Annotated in this window: 11 protein-coding genes, 1 tRNA gene and 1 pseudogene; 5 read left to right on the forward strand and 8 right to left on the reverse strand. The window is 64.1% G+C overall.

Annotated features, from left to right (window positions below; translation table 11 throughout):
- Window positions 1-2: 2 nt before the first annotated feature.
- From IYY11_RS16645 to IYY11_RS16660, 4 genes are all read right to left on the reverse strand, one after another.
- Window positions 3-3,221, reverse strand: coding sequence for an efflux RND transporter permease subunit (locus IYY11_RS16645; RefSeq protein ID WP_196404873.1), 3,219 nt, complete (start codon window positions 3,219-3,221; stop codon window positions 3-5).
- An 82-nt stretch (window positions 3,222-3,303) separates the two neighbouring features.
- The gene (locus IYY11_RS16650) at window positions 3,304-4,503 is read right to left on the reverse strand and encodes an efflux RND transporter periplasmic adaptor subunit (RefSeq protein WP_196404874.1); all 1,200 of its coding nucleotides are present in this window, start codon (window positions 4,501-4,503) and stop codon (window positions 3,304-3,306) included.
- 259 nt (window positions 4,504-4,762) lie between these two features.
- Window positions 4,763-5,719 (reverse strand): outer membrane protein, encoded by a 957-nt coding sequence (locus IYY11_RS16655; RefSeq protein WP_196404875.1) that lies wholly within the window; start codon window positions 5,717-5,719, stop codon window positions 4,763-4,765.
- 208 nt (window positions 5,720-5,927) lie between these two features.
- Complete coding sequence (locus IYY11_RS16660; protein ID WP_196404876.1) at window positions 5,928-7,238, reverse strand: replication-associated recombination protein A; 1,311 nt, start codon at window positions 7,236-7,238, stop codon at window positions 5,928-5,930.
- A 288-nt stretch (window positions 7,239-7,526) separates the two neighbouring features.
- Between IYY11_RS16660 and IYY11_RS16665 the strand changes: the two genes are divergently transcribed.
- Window positions 7,527-8,210 carry a ParA family protein gene (locus IYY11_RS16665; RefSeq protein ID WP_196404877.1) on the forward strand — a complete coding sequence of 228 codons (684 nt, stop codon included), beginning with the start codon at window positions 7,527-7,529 and terminating at the stop codon, window positions 8,208-8,210.
- 20 nt (window positions 8,211-8,230) lie between these two features.
- Here the strand turns inward: IYY11_RS16665 and greA are convergent, their stop codons facing one another.
- From greA to IYY11_RS16680, 3 genes and pseudogenes are all read right to left on the reverse strand, one after another.
- Window positions 8,231-8,698: a transcription elongation factor GreA gene (greA, locus tag IYY11_RS16670; RefSeq protein WP_196404878.1), complete on the reverse strand. Its 468-nt coding sequence runs from the start codon at window positions 8,696-8,698 to the stop codon at window positions 8,231-8,233.
- Between the two features lie 169 nt (window positions 8,699-8,867).
- Window positions 8,868-8,954, reverse strand: a pseudogene (locus tag IYY11_RS16675) (DUF1348 domain-containing protein); the annotation flags it as partial.
- A gap of 48 nt (window positions 8,955-9,002) precedes the next feature.
- Window positions 9,003-10,004, reverse strand: a complete 1,002-nt coding sequence (locus IYY11_RS16680; RefSeq protein WP_196404879.1) for an MDR family oxidoreductase — start codon at window positions 10,002-10,004, stop codon at window positions 9,003-9,005.
- A gap of 284 nt (window positions 10,005-10,288) precedes the next feature.
- Here IYY11_RS16680 and IYY11_RS16685 point away from each other — a divergent pair, with 284 nt between their 5' ends.
- A complete protein-coding gene (locus tag IYY11_RS16685; protein ID WP_196404880.1) occupies window positions 10,289-10,696 on the forward strand; it encodes a MucR family transcriptional regulator in 408 nt (135 codons plus the stop codon).
- Window positions 10,697-10,782: 86 nt separating this feature from the next.
- On the opposite strand, the gene IYY11_RS16690 is transcribed toward IYY11_RS16685, so the two are convergent.
- Window positions 10,783-11,148, reverse strand: a complete 366-nt coding sequence (locus IYY11_RS16690) for a TIGR02300 family protein (protein ID WP_196404881.1) — start codon at window positions 11,146-11,148, stop codon at window positions 10,783-10,785.
- A gap of 164 nt (window positions 11,149-11,312) precedes the next feature.
- Here IYY11_RS16690 and IYY11_RS16695 point away from each other — a divergent pair.
- The 3 genes from IYY11_RS16695 to IYY11_RS16705 form a co-directional block, all read left to right on the forward strand.
- Window positions 11,313-11,386, forward strand: a tRNA-Gly gene (locus tag IYY11_RS16695).
- A 694-nt stretch (window positions 11,387-12,080) separates the two neighbouring features.
- Window positions 12,081-15,242, forward strand: a complete 3,162-nt coding sequence (locus IYY11_RS16700) for a helicase-related protein (RefSeq protein WP_196404882.1) — start codon at window positions 12,081-12,083, stop codon at window positions 15,240-15,242.
- 104 nt (window positions 15,243-15,346) lie between these two features.
- On the forward strand, window positions 15,347-16,330 hold a 984-nt coding region (locus IYY11_RS16705; protein ID WP_196404883.1), incomplete at its 3' end, for a mannose-1-phosphate guanylyltransferase/mannose-6-phosphate isomerase.

The following is a 16,330-nucleotide window of genomic DNA, read 5'->3' on the forward strand; positions in this document are numbered from 1 at the left end:
GGTCAGCCCTCGCTTTGTTGCGCGGAAGCTGACTCTGGCGAACGACAAAAGAACGCGTAAAGGGCCGGCAGAACGACAAGAGTGAGAAGCGTGGCGCTGATCAGGCCGCCGATGACGACCGTCGCGATCGGCTTTTGCACCTCGGCGCCGGTGCTCGTGGCGAGCGCCATCGGCAGAAATCCGAGCGAGGCGACGAGCGCCGTCATCACGACGGGGCGCAGTCGCGTCATCGCGCCTTTGAAGATCGCCTGACGCTCGGCCATGCCGCCTGCGATCAACTGAGAAATATAGGTGCGCATGACGAGGCCGTTCAGCACAGCGACGCCCGAGAGCGCGATGAAGCCGACCGCGGCCGAGACGGACATGGGCATGCCGCGCAGCCATAGCGCGGCGACGCCGCCGGAAAGCGCCAGCGGCACCGCGGTGAACACCAACAGCGCGTCGCGCACCGAGCCGAGCGAGGAGTAGAGCAGCAGAAGAATGAGGAAAAAACAGATCGGCACGACAAACAACAAACGCGCGCGAGCCGCCGCGAGATTCTCGAATTGGCCGCCCCATGCAATCCAGTAGCCGGGCGGCAGGATAACTTTTGACTCGATTTTCGCCCGCGCCTCATCGACGACGGATGCGATGTCGCGGCCGCGCACATTGGCGGTGACCACGACGCGACGATGGCCGTTTTCGCGCGAAATCTGGTTCTGACCGTCCACAATTGAAAATTTCGCGACCTGCTTCAGCAGCACGACCGGCGCATTGTCGGTCGCCGCTCCAGGAAGCGCGACGGGAATGGACTCCAACGCCTGCGCGTCCTCGCGCAAATTGTCCTGCAGCCGGACGACAATAGGGAAGCGGCGATCGCCCTCGAACACCACGCCCGCCCTTTGTCCGCCGATCGCCGCGCCGATCACGTCCTGCACGGCGGCGACGCTGAGGCCAAGCCGCGCGATCGCGCCCTTGTTGACGGCGACATCGAGAATCGGCAGTCCGGCCACTTGTTCGACCTTGACGTCGCTCGCGCCCTTGGTCGAATTGAGAATGCCGGCGATCTGATTGGCAGCCTTCAACATGACGTCGAAATCGTCGCCGAACACTTTGACGGCGATGTCGCCGCGCACGCCGGCGAGCAATTCGTTGAAGCGCAGTTGAATAGGCTGCGAGAACTCATAGGCGTTTCCCGGCAGTTGCGCGAGCCGCGCCTCCAATTTTTCAATCAGCGCCGCCTTGTCGAGCCCTGGGTTGGGCCATTTGTCGCGCGGCTTCAACATGATGAACGTGTCGGTCAGGTTCGGCGGCATGGGATCTGTGGCGATCTCGGCCGTGCCGGTCTTGGAGAAGACATAGTCCACTTCGGGAAAACTGCGTAGCGCGCTCTCGATCTCGAACTGCATCGCCTGTGACTGCGTCAGCGACGCGCTGGGAATTCGGTTCGCCTGCATCGCGAGGTTTTTTTCGTCGAGCGTCGGCACGAACTCTTCGCCCAGCGTCAAGTAGAGAAGCGCCGCGAGGACGAAGGCGCACACGCCCAGCGCGATCGGCTTCAAAGGCGCGGCCATCGCCCATTTCAAAATGGGTTCATATGCGCGCTTGAGGGCGCTCACGACGACATTTTCGGATTCGCGCACGCGACCTGAAAGCGCAATGGCGATCATCGCCGGAAAGAACGTCAGCGACAGGACGAACTCGGAGGCGAGCGCCATGATGACGGTCATCGCCATCGGATGGAACATTTTGCCTTCGACCCCTGAAAAGGTCAGGATCGGCACATAGACGAGGATGATGATCGCCTGGCCGTAGACGGTCGGCCGCCGCATCTCGACCGCCGAGTCGATCACGGTCGTCAGCCGTTCTTCCAGCGTGAGCGCGCGGCCCAAGGCGCCCTGACGCTGCGAAAGACGGCGCAAGCAGTTCTCGGTGACAATGATGGCCCCGTCGGCGATCAGTCCGAAATCGAGCGCGCCGAGACTCATCAGATTGGCGCTGATCTTTCCGACATGCATGCCGATGCCGAGCAGCAACATCGTCAGCGGTATGACCATCGCCGTCACGAGCGCCGCGCGAAAATTGTCGAGCATGACAAAGAGCACGAGGATGACGAGCGCGGCGCCCTCAACAAGATTCAGGGCGACCGTTTTGATCGTGGCGTTGACGAGCACGGTGCGGTTCAAGATCGTGCGCACTTCGACGCCGGGCGGCAGCAGCCGCCGGATTTCGTTCATCTTCGCATTGACGGCGCTCGACACTTCACGACTGTTTGCGCCGATCAGCATCAGCGCGGTGCCGATCACCACCTCTTCGCCGTTCATGCTGGCGCTGCCCACGCGCAGCTCGCGTCCGACGCCCACCTCCGCGATATCCTCGACGCGCACAGGGGTGCCGCCTCTCGTCGACACGACGACCTTGGCGATGTCGTCCATGGACTCGAGCCGACCCGGACTGCGCACGACGAGGCCCTCGCCATTGCGCTCGACGTAGCCTGCGCCGCGGCTGATGTTATTGCGCTCGATAATGCCGGCGAGATCGGCGAAGGACAGTCCGAGAGCGAAGATTTTCGCGGGGTCGGGCTGAACGTGATATTCCTTGACGTAGCCGCCAAGCGAGTCGACGCCGGCGACTCCGGGCACGGTGCGCAACAACGGCCTGATGATCCAATCTTGCACCGTCCGCAGATAGGCGGTCATTTCGACCAAGTTGCGAAGTCTCTGCCCCTCAGGCGTCAGATAATCGCCATTGCTCTGCCAGCCCGGCTTTCCGTCCGGCGCCGGTTCATCCCCGCCTCGCGGCGCGTAGGCGATCGACCACATGTAGATCTCTGACAGCCCGGTGGCGACCGGGCCCATATGCGACTCTACGGCGGGTGGAAAATACTCCTTGGCGAGCGTGAGGCGCTCGCCGACCTGTTGGCGGGCGAAATAAATATCGACGCTGTCGCCGAAGACGGCGGTCACCTGGGCGAAGCCGTTGCGGGAAAGCGAGCGGGTATATTCGAGCCCAGGTATTCCCGCGATGGCGTTCTCGATCGGATAGGTGACCTGTTTTTCGATCTCGAAGGCGGAAAGCGCCGGTCCGAAGGCGTTGATCTGAACTTGGTTATTCGTGATGTCCGGCACCGCGTCGATCGGCAATCGCACGAGCGACCAGACGCCAAGCGGCACGGCGAGCGCCGTCAACAACACCACGAGCCACCGGCTTCGGACCGAGAAGGCGATGAGATTCTTGATCATCGACGGCAACGGGCGGTCGAAGGCGCAATAGCGGCGCCAAGGCGAAGCGATGGAGACGAGAACAAGAGGCCGTCCGCGCGCATCATTCCTCCGGGATGCTCCGCTTTCCGAGCTCCGCCTTCAGCAGAAAGACGTTAGAAACGGCGATCTCCTCCCCTTCTTTCAGGCCGTCGACGACCTCGACCGAGTCATCATCGCCACGTCCCGACTCGATTTCGCGCTTGATAAAGCCAGCGGAAGTCCGAACGAAGACATTGGGCTTGCCCTCGACGATCATCACCGCGGAACGCGGAATCTCGAGCTTCACCCGGGTCTCCTTGAGCGAGATATCGGCTTCCAGCAGGCTGCCCGGCCTCAGCGCGAAATCGGGGTTCGCAAAGCGCGCCAGAACTTGGCCCGAACGCGTCTCGCGCGTGATCAGCGCGTTGACATAAGTGATCTTGCCTTCGAATCCGCGACCTTCCGCATTTTGCAGCCGAACCTCCTGGCCCTCGCGCAACAGGCCAAGATCGGCGGCAGGCACCGCAAGTTCGACCTCTACGACAGAGAGATCCGCGATGACGTAGAGCTCCTTGGCCTGACCCTCGCCGCCGACCGGCTGTCCGACGCTGACCAGACGCTCGATGACGCGCCCGGAGATCGGCGCGTGGATCTCTTTGCGGCGAAGGTCCGCAATCGCCTGGGAGGGCAGGGCGGAGATCTCCTGCTCGCTCATGTCCAGCGCAGCGAGTTTCTGCCGCGCAAGATCGAGCTTCACTTTGGATTCCATGAAGACCGCTTTGGCCTTCAGAAACAGCTGCTCCGCGGTGATTTTCTTCTCGAACAGTCCTTTTTCGCGTTGAAAAAGCACATTCTGCAGATCGAAATTCGCCGATGCGGCGAGATACTCGCTTTTTGCTTCGGCCACTTCGCGGGAGTCGATAATCGCGATGGTTTCGCCGCGCGTGACCTGGTCTCCAAGGCGCTTGCGCATCTCTTCGACGACGCCCGCGACCTTGGCGGCGACGCGCGCGATTTTGTCCGGATCGGGTTTGACGGCGGCAGGCGCCGTGATCCGGCGCGTAATGACGCCAGGGCCGACCTTCGCCGTCGCGATCTTGGAGGCTTCGATCTGAGCGGCGGAAAGCCGGACTTCGCCGTCGGCGGGTCCGGGCTCGGTCGCCTCGCTTTGGCGGTCAGGCGCAACGCGGCTGCGCATCGCGCCAAAGAGCGACGGCAGCGCGGCGCCAATCGCCAGGCTCGCGAGAACGGCAAGAACCAGAACGGACCGATTACGGGTCATGATCGCGAAGTCAGCTCCGTCACGAGCGGTCTGAAGGGCGTAGCATTGTGCGCCGCTCGAGCCATTGGCCGCCGCGGCGCAGGTGGGGGGATATCGCGCGTCCGGCGTTGATTCATTTTTCTTTAAAGGAGTTGGCTGACCCGGTCCATGCGGCGGTTCGAGCTCTTTCGCTCATGCCGCAGTTTTTAAAAGGAAAAGCCCGGCCAAAAGGCCGGGCTTCTATTTTCTTGGAGTTTGAGTTTGCCGCTTTGCCGTTGGCTCAGTATTTGGCGAGCACCGGCGCCGACGGCGCGCTGAACCAGTTCAGCCGATAGTTGAGGCCGACGCGCGCCACATGGAAGCGTGTCTGAACGCTTGTCGTCGCGCTGTTGAAGAACGGCGCGGTGTTCGTGCCGAAGCCGGTGAACCTCGTCGTGCCCAGACCGAAGGTCGTCAAGGTCGTGCGGCCGAGGTCGACATAGTCATATTCCAGCTTGAACGACCAGTTTGGGAACATCAGCGGCGCATATTCGAAACCGCCGCCGACGGTCCAGCCGGTTTTGATGTTGTTAACGCTCGAGGCGCCATACGCGCCCGAGGTGACGTTAGTTGGGAAGGCAAACGGGCCGATGATGACGGCGCCCTGAATGCCCCTTACCGAGCCATAGTTGACGTTCGTGTTGGCCTGGCCGTAAGCGAAGCCGCCGGTGGCGTAGATCAACAGGTTCGGCAGCACCGGCGTGACGCCGACGCGGCCACGAACCGTGCCCCACCAATCAACAGAGCTGTTGACGGTGCCAGCGCCGGCATAAGCGGTCGACAGCACCACGCCCACTGGGCCCGCAGGCGTGGTCACGCCCGGACCCCAACCGGTGCTGTTGGACTTCATGCTGGCGCCCTGGAAATCAGTCTCCACGCCGACTACGAACCAGGGATTGAACTGATAGTTGTAACCAATCTGACCGCCGCCCGTGACGCCGGTGAGGTTGGTCTGCCGCTGCCAAGCCACGCCGCCGAAGATTGGCGTTCCCAGAGCGCCGTGGATGTTCTCGCGGGTCCACTGCTTGTCGGCGTTGCCGAAAGCGCCGCCGATGTTGACGCCGCCGTAGATGCCCGTCCAGGTGAACGGCGGCGGCATGAACGGCGGGGGACCCTTATAATGCGGAAGGTCGGCAGCGAGCGCGGATCCGGCGGCGAGCGCCAGCGCGAGGCCGGCGGCGACAGGCAATTTGGTCATGAGTGACCCCCTCTACAGTAAATTTCAGTTCCTGCGGCCCCTAAGATCGCCGCTTCTGCGACAATGCGCCGATACGTTCAGGATTACGTTGGAACCATTTCAAAGGTCAATCAAAACGCTGCGGTTTTAGGCGTTCACAGGCGCTTTCCTAAAGGACGTGACCAATATGCAACAGCGAAGGACTCGACTTCGCCACGTCTTCACATTTTTATGAATCGCCGCGCTCTTTGCGCAGTCGATCCCAATAGTCGATGCGTTTGGCGATCTCGCGCTCGAATCCGCGCTCGACCGGTTTGTAGAACTTTTGCCGCGAGAGCGAGTCGGGCCAGTAGCTCTGGCCCGAGAAGGCCTCAGGCGAATCATGATCATATTCGTAATTCGCGCCATAGCCCTCTTCGCGCATCATTTTCGTCGGCGCGTTGAGGATGACCTTCGGCGGCGTCAGTGAGCCCTTCTCCTCCGCGACGCGCTGCGCGCGCTTGAAGGCGACATAGGCGGCGTTGGATTTGGGCGCGGTCGCCACATAGATCACCGCCTGCGCCAGCGCGAGTTCGCCCTCGGGGCTGCCGAGAAAATCATAGGCGTCCTTGGCGGCGTTGGCGACGACGAGCGCTTGCGGATCGGCCAGACCAATGTCTTCGACCGCCATGCGCACGATGCGGCGTGCGAGAAACAGCGGATCTTCTCCAGCGGCGAGCATGCGCGCGAGATAGTAGAGCGCGGCGTCCGGGTCCGAACCGCGGACGCATTTGTGCAAGGCGCTGATGAGATTGTAGTGGCCTTCCTGCGCCTTGTCGTAGATCGGCGCGCGGCGCTGCACGATGTCGACGAGCCCCGTCCGATCGAAGACTTCGTCCGGCTTCGCGGCGCGCCAGATTTCCTCGGCGAGCGTCAACGCCGCGCGGCCATCGCCGTCGGCCATGCCGACAAGCGCTTCGCGCGCGTCGGGTTCGAGCGGCAGCGGCTTGCCTTCGGCGTTTTCGGCGCGCTTGAGCAGCTGTTCGATCGCCGCTTCGTCGAGGGCCTTGAAGGTCATCACGCGCGCGCGCGAGAGCAGCGCGGCGTTGAGCTCAAAGGATGGGTTTTCGGTCGTTGCGCCGATGAGCGTGATCGTGCCGTCCTCCATCACCGGCAGGAAGGAATCCTGTTGCGCGCGATTGAAGCGGTGAATCTCGTCGACGAAGAGCAAGGTCCCTTGGCCGGCCGCGCGTCTGGCGCGCGCCGCCTCGAAGGTCTTCTTCAGGTCGGCGACGCCGGAAAAGATCGCCGAAATCTGCACGAAGGCGAGCTTGGTCTCATGTGCGAGAAGCCGCGCGACCGTGGTTTTGCCGGTGCCGGGCGGACCCCAGAAGATGAGCGAGCCGAGCGCGCCGGCGCGGACGAGCCGCGTCAGCGCGCCCTCGGGTCCAAGCAGATGATCCTGTCCCGCCACCTCATCGAGACGCGTCGGCCGCAATCGGTCGGCGAGCGGACGCGGCGCGTCGTTTTCGAGCTTCGCGGCTTGGAACAGATCGGACATGGTTACTGATTAACATAGCGAGGCGACTCGCTTGTGAGAATCTCTGGGGCCGAATCCGCGAAAAGAGCGCGGCGTCCTGAAAAAAGAGTCTGGCGAAGAGGGCGCCAACAACGGCCGGGCAGGCGCGGCCCGACATCAGAGTCTCGACGGCTGAAGCCAAGCCGTTAACGCGCGATTAACCCTGCCGCAAGTATTACAAATAGGTGAACGAGTTCGGAAAGCTCGATTTCCTTCGTTAAGTATCGCGTGCACAGCGTCGACATCAATCACAAGACTGGACCGTCGCCCATGCGCACCATCGCTTTCGTCACCCAGAAGGGCGGCGCCGGCAAGAGCACGCTCGCCAGCAGCGTCGCCGTCGCCGCGCGCCAGGCTGGGGAACGCGTGTTCATCATCGATCTCGACCCGCTGCAAACCCTGGTCAAATGGTCGCGCGCGCGTGGCGGCGCCGACATTCCGGTCGAACACGTGCCGCCGTCGAAGCTCGCCAAGGCGCTTGCCGCGCTCGCGGCAAAGGGCGTGACGCTCGCCATTATCGATGCGCCGGGCCAGGAAGGCGACTATCTTTCGGCGGCCGTGCGCGCCGCCGATCTTTGCGTCATTCCGGCGCGCCCCAACGCCTTCGATCTGTGGGCGTCGGAAGCAACTCGCATGCGCGTGAAGGAGAAAGGCAAGGACTACGCCTTTCTGCTCAACCAATGTCCGCCCGCGCAACAGAGCGCCCGCGTCGAACTCGGCGCCAAGGCGCTGCAGGCGATGGGCGGTCTTCTTGCGCCGCTCGTTTCATCGCGCGTCGATTATCAGGAGGCGGCGCGGCTCGGGCGAGGGGTCGGCGAATATAACCCCGACGGCGTCGCCGCCGAGGAGATGCGGGAGCTTTGGGCTTCGATCAAGCGCAGACTGAAAAAGCCGGCGAACGCCGCAAAGACGCCGGCCCCGAGGGGCGGGAAGGCGGCCAGAAAGGCCGCCTGATCGCTGCGTGGTTCTCGCGTCTACCCGATCTCCACGATTCGCGCGCTGTGGTGGATGACCTCCGCCTTGTCGCCGACGGACTTGCCCATCAGCGCCTCGGCGAGTGGAGCGACATAGGGAATGAGCCCCTTGGTCGGATCGGCTTCGTCTTCGCCGACGAGCCGGAAGCTGCGGCGTTCGCCGTCCTCGAGTTCGACGACGACGCGATGGCCGAACCGCACATGCGAATGATCGGCGATCGCCCGGATGACTTCGGCGCTGGCGCGACGCGCCGACCAATAGCGCAGATCGCGCTGCGCCAGCGCGAGCGCGTGATTGTCTTCGCTCGCCGTCGCGCGTTCGATTTCCTTCTGCAGGCGCGTAAGCTCGGCTTCAATCTGTTCGAGGCCCTCGGGCGTGACCAGATTGCGGTGCGGACTGACCGGCCGGTCCGGCAGATCCTCGCGCGGATTGTCGTCGTCCTGTTCTTTCGTAAAAGCCGAACTCATGCGCTTTTGACCTTTGGTTCGCCGCGCCGATGCGGCGAGCGTCCTTAACAAAAATAATCGGCCCAAGCGGGCCGTCACGGGCATTAGAGCCGAGACGGGCGCGCTTGTCGAGAAATTGACGTCGCAATGCGACGATTCGCGCGCGCTTCCGAAGGCTTAGCTTGGCGGCTCAAAGGCCGAGATCGGAAAGGCCGGGATGATCCGCAGGACGCGGGCCCGCCGGCCAGTGGTATTTTCGTTCGCTTGCGGCGATCGGCGGCGCGGGGGTCCCCTTCGTTGCGCGACGACCCCGTCAACCGGCGCCTTAGAGCGGAAGTTGCAGACCCATGTCGATGACGACGCGTCCGCGAATCTGTCCCGATACGATCGAGCAGGCCCGATTCAGCGCGCGATCGAAAGGAATGATCTCGCTCATCGCGTCGATCGCGTCGGGATCGAGATCCCGCGCGATGCGCGCCCAGGCCTCTCGGCGCAGGGCGATGCGCGGACGCACGCTTTCGACTCCGAGCAGCGAAACGCCGCGCAGGATGAACGGCGCGATATTCGCGGGAAGCTCCATGCCCCCGACATTGCCGCAGGCGGCGACCGCGCCGTCAAAGCGCGTCTGCGCAAGAAGATTGGCGAGAGTGACGCCGCCGACGGCGTCCACGCCGACGGCGAAGCGCTGCGTCTGCAGGGGCTTTCCTGGGGCGGCGAGTTCTTCGCGAGGAATGATCTCGGTCGCGCCCAGACGTTTCAGATAATCCTCTGCGCCGGCGCGTCCCGTAACGGCGGCGACGCGCCAGCCAGCCTTGGCGAGCAGCGCGACCGCGAAAGAGCCGACGCCCCCCGCTGCGCCCGTCACCACCGCGAGTCCGTCCTGCGGCCGCGCGCCATGGCGCTCCAGCGCAAGCACGCAGAACAGAGCGGTCAGTCCCGCGGTGCCGACCGCCATGGCGCGCGCTGGCGTCAGCGGCGGCGGCAGTTTCGCGAGCCAATCGCCCGATAGCCGCGCCTTTTCCGCAAAGCCTCCGAAATGCGCTTCGCCCAGACCGCACGCCGTTGCAACGACAATATCGCCTGACGCAAAATCCGGATGCGCGGAGCGCGTGACGCGGCCCGCAAGATCGACGCCCGGAATCATCGGGAAGCGACGCACCACCGGTCCCTTACCGGTCACGGCGAGACCGTCCTTGTAGTTGATCGCCGAGAAAGCGACGTCCACGTCGACATCGCCCTCCATCAGATCGCGCTCACGCATGACGACGTAATCGGCGTGTTGGCCGTGATCGTCTTTGTCGATGCGAATGGCCCTGAAGTCAGTCATGTGCTGCGCCTCCGCCGTTGGCTGCGCCAAACCAGCGTTTCTTAGCGGAGAAAAAAGTCACAAAAAGGAAAACATGAGGCCGTCTGGCACGTAAAGCGCGAAATTCTGATGGATCAACTATGCAGAATTGGGCAGCGCCAATAGTGCATAATATTTCTTGATGAAGTCGCACTATTCTGTTAGTCAGTCAACAAGTAACGCAGGGCGACGATTCTGTGCAGCGAAGCATTGACCAAGGGCGGCGGGGGCGGCGCCCGTCTCAACAGGAAGTGGTGAACAATCCGATGAATCAAGCCAACAACATTGAACTCGCGGCCGACATCGTCTCCGCCTATGTGAGCAACAACTCGGTCCCCGCCGGAGAGTTGCCCGGGCTTATCAGCGAAGTTTACAGCGCCCTGTTGCGCGTTGGCGCGGGCTCCGCGGCGGCGCCGGCCGAGCCGCCGAAGCCGGCGATTCCCGTCAAGCGTTCGGTGACCAATGATTTCATCATCTGCCTTGAGGACGGGAAGAAGTTCAAATCGCTGAAGCGTCATCTGCGCACGCAATACGGCTTGTCGCCCGAAGACTATCGCGAGAAGTGGGGTCTCCCGGCCGACTACCCGATGGTTGCGCCCAATTACGCCAAGGCGCGGTCTAATCTCGCCAAGCAGATGGGGCTTGGCCAGCAGCGCCGGCGTCGCGGCAAATAAAAAGGCGGCCAAACGGCCGCCTTTCTCCCATTGACCTGCAAGCTGCGGCGGGCGCGGTCGCGCCAGGGTCAGCGACGCCCGACGGTTCAGGTCTCTTCGTCAGTTTCGATGTCGCCGTCGATCAATCCGGAGACATCGTCGTCGGATTCTTCTTCCTCGAGGAAGGTGTCGTCTTCGGCGTCGTCTGCTTCGATCTCCACATCATCTTCGACATCGATCGATTCCGCCACGGTCTCCGTCTCCTCGACTTCTTCGAGCGACACGGTTTCAGGGCTCTCCTTTTCGAGTTCGCTCTCTTCTTCTTGTTGCGCGCGCGCGGCCGCCCGCGTCAGCGCCACCACCTGATAAATCGCGCCGCATTTCGGACAGGCGATCGGGTCCTTTTTAAAGTCGTAAAACTTCGTCCCGCAGGACTGACATTGGCGTTTGGCGCCGAGTTCGGGTTTTGCCACGGTCGATTGGTCCTCGAGAAGCAGCGTGGGAACGCCCCGCCTAATATTGAGAGACTGTTTGGGCGCTCCGGTTAGTGGCGTCCTGCCTCGCTGTCAAATGGGAAATGCATTGTCTGCGCGCCCATTGCCAAGCGCCGCGCAGATTGGCATAGAATCACGGTCGTGCGGGTGTAGCTCAATGGTAGAGCAGCAGCCTTCCAAGCTGAATACGAGGGTTCGATTCCCTTCACCCGCTCCATCCCTTCCGGTGAACTTTCCCCAGCGTGAGCGATTACGGCCGGCTGTTCGTTTGCGTTCGGCCGCGCCTTGCCCGCTGCGACAGCCTCTACGGCCTCGTGTTCAAAGTCTCGCCAATGCGCGAATCGACCTTGCCGTTTACCAATGACGCGCAAAGGCGCGCCGCGCAAAGCCGCCGCAGCGTCGAGGGGCCACGCGCGCGAACGCCGCGTGGCCTCGTCCAAACGTCCCAGAGAAGGACATGGCGTTAAGCGTTCTTGCACATTTGCGCCGCGTTCCTCGTGACGACGCCGCGGATGAGGCGCTGGCAGGTCGCGGAAAACCGCCAGAACGCAACGCCAACTGAGATCGACCACCGATTCGTGCCTGCTGCGTTCCCGGTTGATCCCAAAGCTTAACCGCAAGACGCCGAACCGCCTAATCTTGACCGTTGACAGAAGGGCCGAAAAGAGTCCGCCGCCGGCTCTTTCGCCAAGAGCGCGTGCGACACCATCGACGGGCCGTTCTCGCAAGTGCTGGCGTTTCGATTTGCCCGCGCGTCCATATATTGTTGGAACAGAGCATGACTCGGCGAGAGTCAGCGATTCGGGCGCGATTCGTTCGCAGGCTGTTCAGAAGGTAAAGTCGCGCCCTGCTCTAAGTTTCGATATGAAACGGAGGCGCGCTGCGGCGCGCGTCAGGCAGCAAAGAACAAAATGACAGTCGCGCCGTCTTACCCGACGAGCCGCGCCGCCCCCCGCGCAAGGCCGTTCGACAGGGGCGTGGCGGCGGTGCTCGGCCCCACCAACACCGGCAAGACGCATCACGCCATCGAGCGTATGTTGTCCTTTCCCTCCGGCGTCATTGGGCTGCCTCTGCGCCTGCTCGCCCGTGAGGTCTATAATCGCGTCGCCGAGCGCGTCGGCGCGGAAAACGTCGCGCTCATCACCGGCGAGGAAAAGATTAAGCCCCGGGCGCCGGCCTATTGGGTCGCGACGGTGGAGGCGATGCCGCGCGACGTCCAGGCCGATTTCGTCGCGATCGACGAGATCCAGCTCGCCGCCGATCTCGACCGCGGCCACATTTTCACCGACCGGCTGCTCCACTGGCGCGGACGCCAGGAGACTTTGCTGATCGGCGCGGCCACGATGGCGCCGCTCGTCACAGAGCTCTTTCCCGGCGCGCCGATCTTCACGCGCCCGCGGCTTTCAAAACTTTCCTTCGCCGGCGACAAGAAAATCTCGAGGCTGCCGCCGCGCACCGCCATCGTCGCCTTTTCGGCCGAAGAGGTTTACGCGATCGCGGAACTGATCAAGCGCCAGCGCGGCGGGGCGGCCGTGGTTCTCGGCGTGCTGTCGCCGCGCACGCGCAACGCGCAGATCGAGCTCTATCAAAGCGGCGACGTCGACTACATTGTCGCGACGGACGCCATCGGCATGGGCCTCAATCTCGACGTCGATCATGTCGCCTTCGCCTCCGATCGCAAATTCGACGGATTGCGCCATCGCAGGCTGACGCCGGCCGAATTTGGACAGATCGCCGGCAGAGCGGGTCGCCATATGAGCGACGGCTTTTTTGGCGCGACCGGCCGCTGCCCGCCCTTCGACGAAGAATTGATTGAGGCGTTGCAGGACCATTGCTTCGATCCGGTGAAGACGCTGCAGTGGCGCAACAGCGCCCTCGATTTTTCGTCGATCGACGCGCTGATGCATTCTCTCGACCAGGTCCCGGCGCATCCGGATCTGGCGCGCGCCCGGGTCGCAGACGATCAAAGGGCGCTTGAAGCGGCGAGCCGTGATGACATCGCGCGACGCAACGCCAAGACGTCAGCCGATGTCGCGCGGCTTTGGGAAGCCTGCCAAATCCCCGATTACCGCAAGACTTCGCCTGCCGCGCACGCCGAGCTCGCGCTGGCCATATTCGCGTTCATCGCCCGGCGCGGCATGATCCCCGAGGACTGGATGGCGCGGCAGATCGAAGCGGTCGACCGCATCGACGGCGACATCGCGACGCTGTCGAATCGCCTCGCGCAAGTGCGTACCGCAAGTTTTATCGCCAACCGTTCCGGCTGGCTTGACGACTCTCAGCATTGGCAGAGCGTCGCGCGTCGGGTAGAGGACAGCATATCCGACGCGTTGCACGACAGACTGACGCAGCGTTTCGTCGACCGCCGCACCAGCGTGCTGGCGCGCCGCTTAAGAGAGAATGCGATGCTTGAAGCCGAAATCAACGCCGCCGGCGACGTTCTGGTCGAAGGCCAGCATGTCGGAAGCCTCCAGGGTTTTCGATTCACGCCGGATCCCGGCGCGGCGGGCGAAGCGGCCAAGACGTTGAACGCGGCGGCGCAGAAGGCGCTTGCGGGAGAATTCGAGGCGCGGGCCACCCGCGTGTTCGACGCGGTCGACGACGCCTTCGCGCTCGGCAATGACGGCCTGATTCGTTGGCTCGGCGAACCTGTGGGGAAAATCGCCTCCGGCGCCGGCGTGCTGACGCCGACGACGCGCGTGCTTGCCGACGAGCAGCTGACAGGGCCGGCTCTGGAGAAGGTCAAGCAGCGCCTCGACCTCTGGCTCGCGCAACATGTCAAGAAGCTGCTGGGGCCGCTCGAGCAGCTGGAGAAGGGCGAAGGCCTGGAAGGGGTGACGCGCGGCGTCGCCTTCCAGCTCGCCGAAGAATTGGGCGTGCTGGACCGCGCGCGCGTCGCCAAGGACGTGAAGGCTTTCTCCCAGGAGGACCGCGCCGCGCTGCGCAAGCTCGGCGTGCGGTTCGGCGCCTATCACATCTACCTGCCCGCGCTTCTCAAGCCGGCGCCGCGCGCGCTTTCGGCGCTGCTCTGGGCGCTGCATCACGGCGGTCTTGAAAACGTGAGGGGTCTTGAGGAAGTGCCGCATCTGGCGGCCTCCGGACGCACCTCCTTCGCCGCCGACGCATCGATCCCCAAAAGCTTCTACCGCGCCGCCGGCTTTCGGGTGTGCGGCGAGCGGGTCGTCCGCGTCGACATTCTCGAACGTCTCGCCGATCTCATTCGGCCGGCGATCGCCTACCGTCCGGGGCTCACCGCGGGCGAGCCGCCGCCCGGCGCGGCCGACGCCGACGGCTTCGTCGTCACTGTCGCGATGACCTCGCTCACGGGCTGTTCCGGCGAGGCTTTTTCCTCGATCCTGAAGTCGCTCGGCTATGCCTCGACGCAGCGCCCAGGGCCGGCGATTACGGTTGCGATCGTGCCCGCGGCTGCGATGGAGCCGGTGACGCCAAAGACCGGGGCCAAGCCGGCGGAAGTCGCGAGCGAGGAGACTCAGGCCGAAAGCGCCGCCGCCGAGGCGCCGGCCGCCACGGAAACCGAGGCGGTTGTCGCGCCGCAACCGGCCGACGCGCAGGACGCGCCGGTCGAGACGCCCGCCGCCGTTGAGGAGCCGGCGACAGAGGCGCCAGCGCCCGTCGCCGTGGAAAGCGCCGAGGCGCGCGCAGAAGGGGCGACAGCGACCGAAGCGCCGGAAGAGCCCGCCTCGGAGGCTGCGCCGGCCAAAGCCGCGCCGACCGAGCCGGAATCCATCGAAATCTGGCGTCCGCAGCGCCACGTTCATGCCGCGCCGCGCCCCCGCGAGGCCGGCGCGCATCGGCAGGCGCCCGGTCAGGGCGCTGAGGACAAGCAACAAAGGCCGCCGCGCCGCGACCAGTGGCCCGGCAACGCGCCGGGCAAGGAGGGGCGTCCGGTCGGAAAGCCGCGCTTCGAGGGCCGCCCGCCGCGCGATGACGCTCGCGCCCGGCGCCCTGCAGGCTTCGCTGCGCCGGAGCGGCGCGAGCGCCAGCCCGATCCGGATTCGCCCTTCGCCAAGCTTGCGGCTCTCAAGGCCGAGCTTGAGAAGAAGGGCAAATAGCGGCGCTTGCGCTTCTGCCCTTAGCTTCGCCATCGTATTGCCAATAGTCGGGCAGACAATTATTGCTGCCCGGGGGCGGGCGCGGCCGAGGGCTAGAGGGGCTTATGAAGAAGATATTGCCCGTTATTATGTGTGGTGGATCGGGGACGCGGGTGTGGCCCGAGTCGCGCGAGACGCTTCCCAAACAGTTCATTCCGCTCGTTGGCGAGCGCTCCACCTTCCAAACGACTTTGGCGATGCTCGCTGACCCGGCGTTCGAACGGCCGATCGTCGTCTCCAACTTCGACTACCGCTTCCTCATCGCCGACCAGCTGCGCGAGATCGGCGCGCAGGCCGACGTCGTGCTGGAGCCGTCGCGCCGCGACTCGGGTCCGGCGGTGGCCGTCGCGGCGGGCCTCGCCGCGCGCCGCGCGCCCGACACCATCGTCGTCGTGCTCGCCGCAGACCATGTCGTGCGCGACACGCAGGGCCTCGTCGATCTGTGCAAGCGCGCGAGCGCCGCCGCCGCCGAAGGCTATATCGTCACGCTTGGCGTCAAGCCCGACGGCCCCGCGACAGGATACGGCTATCTGCGCCCCGGCGCGCCGCTCGAGTCCTGTTGCGAGGTCTACAAACTCGACGCTTTCGTCGAAAAGCCGGACCGGGCGACGGCGCAGGACTATGTCGACGCCGGCTATTTCTGGAACAGCGGCAACTTCATCTTTCGCGCCGACGTCATGCAGTCGGAGATTGCGCAATTCGAGCCCGGCATTTTCACCGCCGCCGAGGCGGCGATCGAAGCGGCCAGCCAGGACCTCGGCTTCATGATTTTGAACGCCGAGGCCTTCGCGCACGCGCCGAAGAAATCGATCGACTACGCCGTGATGGAAAAGACCGACAAAGCGGCGCTGATTCCGGCCGACATCGGCTGGTCCGACGTCGGCACCTGGCGCGCCGTCTGGGAATTGTCGGACCGCGACGAACTCGGCAATTCCATCCGCGGCCAAGGCGTCGTCATGAACGCCCGCAACGTCCATGTGCGCTCCGAGGACACGCTGACCACCGTCGTCGGCGTCGATGACATCATCGTCGTGACGACGCAGGACGCC

Origin of the sequence: Methylocystis sp. H62 (assembly GCF_015709515.1) — a bacterium.
Classification (GTDB): domain Bacteria; phylum Pseudomonadota; class Alphaproteobacteria; order Rhizobiales; family Beijerinckiaceae; genus Methylocystis.

Excerpts from the sequence above, each read along its gene's own strand:
- IYY11_RS16645 (WP_196404873.1), bottom strand. The coding sequence starts at position 3,221 with ATGATCAAGAATCTCATCGCCTTCTCGGTCCGAAGCCGGTGGCTCGTG.
- IYY11_RS16650 (WP_196404874.1), bottom strand. The coding sequence starts at position 4,503 with ATGACCCGTAATCGGTCCGTTCTGGTTCTTGCCGTTCTCGCGAGCCTG.
- IYY11_RS16655 (WP_196404875.1), bottom strand. The coding sequence starts at position 5,719 with ATGACCAAATTGCCTGTCGCCGCCGGCCTCGCGCTGGCGCTCGCCGCC.
- IYY11_RS16660 (WP_196404876.1), bottom strand. The coding sequence starts at position 7,238 with ATGTCCGATCTGTTCCAAGCCGCGAAGCTCGAAAACGACGCGCCGCGT.
- IYY11_RS16665 (WP_196404877.1), top strand. The coding sequence starts at position 7,527 with ATGCGCACCATCGCTTTCGTCACCCAGAAGGGCGGCGCCGGCAAGAGC.
- greA (WP_196404878.1), bottom strand. The coding sequence starts at position 8,698 with ATGAGTTCGGCTTTTACGAAAGAACAGGACGACGACAATCCGCGCGAG.
- IYY11_RS16680 (WP_196404879.1), bottom strand. The coding sequence starts at position 10,004 with ATGACTGACTTCAGGGCCATTCGCATCGACAAAGACGATCACGGCCAA.
- IYY11_RS16685 (WP_196404880.1), top strand. The coding sequence starts at position 10,289 with ATGAATCAAGCCAACAACATTGAACTCGCGGCCGACATCGTCTCCGCC.
- IYY11_RS16700 (WP_196404882.1), top strand. The coding sequence starts at position 12,081 with ATGACAGTCGCGCCGTCTTACCCGACGAGCCGCGCCGCCCCCCGCGCA.